At 30.2% G+C, this 4,844-nt stretch carries 4 protein-coding genes and 2 pseudogenes; 2 read left to right on the top strand and 4 right to left on the bottom strand.

What is annotated here, in order from left to right:
• Nucleotides 1-547 precede the first annotated feature (547 nt).
• Nucleotides 548-904: a toprim domain-containing protein gene (locus Q0V08_RS10695; RefSeq protein ID WP_260141078.1), complete on the bottom strand. Its 357-nt coding sequence runs from the start codon at nt 902-904 to the stop codon at nt 548-550.
• Nucleotides 905-978: 74 nt separating this feature from the next.
• On the opposite strand from Q0V08_RS10695, the pseudogene Q0V08_RS10690 reads away from it, so the two are divergent.
• Nucleotides 979-2,090, top strand: a pseudogene (locus Q0V08_RS10690) (IS3 family transposase).
• 32 nt (nt 2,091-2,122) lie between these two features.
• On the opposite strand, the gene Q0V08_RS10685 reads toward Q0V08_RS10690, so the two are convergent.
• Nucleotides 2,123-2,719, bottom strand: coding sequence for a DUF3991 domain-containing protein (locus tag Q0V08_RS10685; protein ID WP_297434634.1), 597 nt, complete (start codon nt 2,717-2,719; stop codon nt 2,123-2,125).
• Between the two features lie 25 nt (nt 2,720-2,744).
• Nucleotides 2,745-2,903, bottom strand: coding sequence for a hypothetical protein (locus tag Q0V08_RS10680; protein ID WP_021214068.1), 159 nt, complete (start codon nt 2,901-2,903; stop codon nt 2,745-2,747).
• Nucleotides 2,904-3,020: 117 nt separating this feature from the next.
• On the opposite strand from Q0V08_RS10680, the gene Q0V08_RS10675 reads away from it, so the two are divergent.
• Nucleotides 3,021-3,218 (top strand): hypothetical protein, encoded by a 198-nt coding sequence (locus Q0V08_RS10675; RefSeq protein WP_185753021.1) that lies wholly within the window; start codon nt 3,021-3,023, stop codon nt 3,216-3,218.
• A 55-nt stretch (nt 3,219-3,273) separates the two neighbouring features.
• Here the strand turns inward: Q0V08_RS10675 and Q0V08_RS10670 are convergent.
• Nucleotides 3,274-4,340, bottom strand: a pseudogene (locus Q0V08_RS10670) (replication initiator protein A).
• Nucleotides 4,341-4,844: the final 504 nt, after the last annotated feature.

Genomic DNA, 4,844 nt, shown 5'->3' with positions numbered 1-4,844 from the left:
TCTTGGTATATGCACAGTTTTTTCTTGGTATATGCACAGTTTTTTCTTGGTATATGCACAGTTTTTTCTTGGTATATTATTCTGTAACCCCTTGAAAACACTCACTTTTTTTTGACGCAAAAGAATAAAAGATTAAAATATATAAGATAAATATATATATAAGGCTTCGCCTTTTTTTTTATTTTTTTCAAAAATTTAAAATCAAAGGTCAAAATCAAAAGATTAAAACCATAAAAACTCAAAAGCTCATATTTTACGTTCTAAGCAATTTTCTGCACTTACCCTCATAACTTTACCTGATCCAATTAAAAAACCACTAGAAAGTCTGATATGGTTTTCTAAGGCATGAAAAATTGCTGATTCTTATTATTGAATAGAAAAGCGTTGAATTAAAGATAAACTAAAAGCCCTCTAAAAGCTCATATTTTGCTTTCTAAGGGCTTTTTGCTATCTCTGCTCATAAAGTTTTACCTGATTCGTTTTAAAACTCCTTAAAAGCTCTATAAAGCGTCAAAAAAGCCCTTTAAACTTTAAAAGGCTTTTAAACTTATTTATTTTGTAAAACTTCGTTCCAATCTTTAAATTCTTTTGGTAAATCATTTTGAAAAGGGATATTTTCAAATTCTAAGTGCTGTAACTTATTACAGGCTTGTTTTCCAGCAATATCATTATCAAAACAAACGTGCAAAGACTGACAAGTTTCTTTTAAATTTAAGTTTTCTATACCGTATCTAAAAAATGAATAGACTTTTTCAATCGCAACTCCATTGATAGATATTAACCAAAAATTACCAGTTTCGTTTAATTCTTCTTCAAAAATAGAATAATAACTTAATAAATCAATCTCACTTTCAAAGAAAAATATATGTTTTGGTTCGCCATTAAGATAATTAAAACCCCACATTGTATCAGCTTCTGTTTGATGCTATCCTTAAATCTTAGAGTCACTATTGTATAATTTAGACAAAGGATAAAAACATGCAAAAACGCTACTCACAAGAATTTAAAGACACCCTTCTCGACTTCTATCATTCTGGGCAATCCGTCACACAGCTTTCTAAAGAATACGGCGTGGCTCCTGCAACGATTTATAAATGGATCGACCTCTATTCTAAGTCTAATGAAAGCTCAGTCTCTAAAGCTGATTTTCTAGAATTAAAAAGACAGCTGGCTAAAGTTAAGGAAGAACGAGACATCTTAAAAAAAGTATTGACCATATTCGCCGATAAAAAGATGTGAGTGCTGCGGATATGACTCAAACGATTAAAACTTTAGCACTCAATGTCAGACTCAGTTGCCAACTGCTTGGTGTTCCTGAAGCAAGTTATTATGAGAGAATCAATCGACAGCCATCCAAAACTCAATTAAGAAGACAACACTTGGCACTGAAGATTGACCAACTTTTCAAGGCGAATCGGGGAATCTATGGGGCACCTAAGATTCATCACCTCTTACTCAATCAAGGGGAAAAAGTAGGGATAAAGCTCGTACAAAAAATTATGAAACAACTTCAGCTCAAGTCCGTCGTCCTTAAAAAATTTAAACCCGGACACTCCGTAAGTGATGGTATTAACAGAAAGAACCTTATACAAAATGAGCCTAAAAAGATAAATAAGGTTTGGGCAACTGATATTACTTATATTTCTACTCAACAAGGCTGGGTTTATCTCTCAACCATTATGGATCGTTATACTAAAAAAGTCATTGCTTGGGATTTAGGAAAGCGAATGACTGTAGAATTAGTGCAAAGGACTTTGAATAAAGCAATGGAATCACAAAATTATCCAGAATCTGTGATGCTTCATTCTGACCAAGGAAGTCAGTATACGAGTCATGAGTATGAAGAGACAATAAAAAACTCTGGAATGACTCACTCCTTCAGTCGTAAGGGCTATCCTTATCATAATGCCAGTCTTGAATCTTGGCATGGACATTTAAAAAGAGAGTGGGTCTATCAATTTAAATATAAGAACTTTGAAGAAGCCTATCAGAGTATTTTCTGGTATATTGAAGCCTTTTATAATTCAAAACGAATCCATCAAAGTTTAGGGTATCTTACGCCTAATCAATTTGAAAAAGAAATCGCTTAAAATAAATACATTAAAATTATACGTTTTTGACTCTAATAAATTGACTTAACGTCAGTTGTTGGTGCAACATATTTAAAGAAATCTCTTTTAGTATGATATTTCTCTTTTTCTTCGTCTGTGAGTGGGATCGTACCTTGTTTAGAAAAACCTACAACTTTGTTGCCTTTAAACCATTTAAAAATGACTTCATTATTTTCATTTTGAGAAATCAAATCATAAGAAAAAAATAGGCGAACAATTTTATTAGGTATTTTTCGTTTTGCAACTAAATAGCGTTGCGTTTCTATGGGGACAATAGCTTCTTTAACTTTATAATTAAATTTTTTAGGATAGCTTTTTTTAGGGATCGCTGGAAGAACTTTACCGTCTAAATCTTCACTTAATTTTGAGAGTGTTTCTTGTAAAGATAAATTATGCATGATCTGCATATACTGAACAACTCCACCTCGTGAATTTTTTTCAGATGAACGACTATTCCAAACAAAATAGTTTTTCCTTTGATTAATTTTTAAACTATCATGATGTTTATGTTGATAGTAGTTATGACCAACACTTTCAAGGGGTTCTCCAATTGAAAGTAAGTAGTCTACGATCGGTATATTGTAAAAGTCCACTTTGTCTTTTTCCATAAAAATCACTTTCCTTTATTAATTATTATGCTTTAGTTCTACGCTCCAATGTTTTTTCTTTTGATTCTTCATTTCTAAAAGTTGAAATTCTTTTCACTTCAAAATATTCTTTTTTACCCTCTGAATTTTCTTTAAAGTAACTGTCATGATAACCAATAAGACTAACTAATGATCCTTTTGTCACATATTCTGCAATACGACTGGCAATAGGGTTGTTTTTTGTATCAATTGCGGTGTATTTAATAAAAACAGATTCTCTTTCACCAGCTTCATTTTTTTAAAAGGGTGTTCTTGTGCTAGTGTGATTGAAACAATAGCGTTTCCTGTTTTTTCTGGTTCTGTTTATGTGGAAGATGATTATATTAGACTTGTCTCTTTGAATAATGATATAGATTTTGAAGGCAATCGACTATTTCCTGATATTCTTCTTCCAAGAGATGAAATTACTCGAATCATTGGAAAAGTTATTGAAGCCTTTACTCCAATTGAAAAAGTATAAAAAAAAATGAAAAACATTATTGATTTTCACTTTTTTTTTAAAATAGTACCCTGAATCATGTTGCTTTAGAATTGATTTTCGCTAGAGCTTCAAGTTTAATTCTTTCAAGACGAGCTAAATCATTTTGACTGGTTTCATTCTCATAATTAGAATTAGACCAAACAGAATCATCCATATTTAGGTTCTCTTTATTTGTTTCGTTTGAGTTTAATCTTTGTTTGAGCGCTTGATTATTCCAGTATTCAGCAAACATATTTTTCATTGACCCAAATAAATAGTTTTCGTAATTGGTTATTTTATTTTCTTTAGTTCTAATGGCATTAAAATAGCGTCTTAGAGTATTAAGGATTTTTCTTGTAATGCTTCTTCTTCGAGGACAAAGAATACTCCAAGTTCCTCATTCTCTTTGCATACAGCATTTTTAGCATTAAGAATAATACCAACCATCTTTCTAAGTTGTTGAGGAGAGTTACACCACATTTGAAGTAAGTTAATGGCTTCTTCACTAAGAAATAGTTCATGTGTCCCTTCTTTGAGGAAAGATTTTGAGTTCTTCACTAAATCTTGATTTTGGACTTTAAGTTGAGCTTCTGAAAAATTAGAAGATGAAAAGTCAAGTTCTTGAGTATCTTTAATATTATCTAAAGAGGTATCTAATATATCTTTATATAGATATGCTGTACTTTTTACAGTTCCGCTCGTAGCAAGGTCTCGTGCCCTTTTTTCTTTCTTATACACATCTTCTGCTGATAGTTCTAACTCTCCTAAATACAAGCGATTTGCTTCATTTTTTTTAGTTTTAGGGTTATAGCCCATTCGTTTTTGATAAAGTAAATCAACACTTTCAAGTTCTTTTTTTATTTTTATTACTGTTTTTTCTGAGTAATTAAAGATTTGCATTAAAGCAATATTTGAGTATTTGAAGTAGATATAATTGTCTTCATCAATCCATTCATTTTTAATTGAAAATTCTAGTTTATCTTTTAAAAGCATGTATGCAATTTTTGCATCAGAACTTAATTTGTTATACTTGTCCCCGTATATTAAAACTTTTGGAAATTGAAAAAACAAAGTGCCATAAACATCGTCTGGTTGATAAAACTTAAAATTACTTTTTGTCATAAAGATGTACCCTCTCATTTGGAAAGTAAAAAAATGGACTGGTAGTCTTTTGCTACTTAGTCCATTACATCTTTATTCTTTAAATTATTCGGTAATTAAACAGCATAATAGTGTTGAAAAAAATTTATTATTTTGGTATAATTGTAGAATAATTAAAGATTGAAATGTGTATCTAACCTTTTCCGCCAAGTTAAGATTAGATAGGCTAAGTAGTTAATGCGAACTACTAACTAATAAAATTCGTCTAGTTGTTTCCAGCAACTAGTCTTTTTTTATCTTTTTTTCCCGATTCAATTTTTTATTATTAAAATTATTTTATCACATTGTCGTTAGATATGCAATTTCATAAAAATTTATAAAAGTCGCAACATAAACATATTGCGACTATATCATAGATATATTATAAACGTAATATAGTTATGTTATAATTATATTTACAATTCTTTTGGAAGTTTCTCTACTAACTAATATAAATTTATTATAATAATTTTGGTTAATTAATCC

Source organism: uncultured Cetobacterium sp. (assembly GCF_947038635.1).
In the GTDB taxonomy this organism is placed as follows: Bacteria; Fusobacteriota; Fusobacteriia; order Fusobacteriales; family Fusobacteriaceae; genus Cetobacterium_A.
This window is presented reverse-complemented; position numbering and strand designations above follow the sequence as displayed.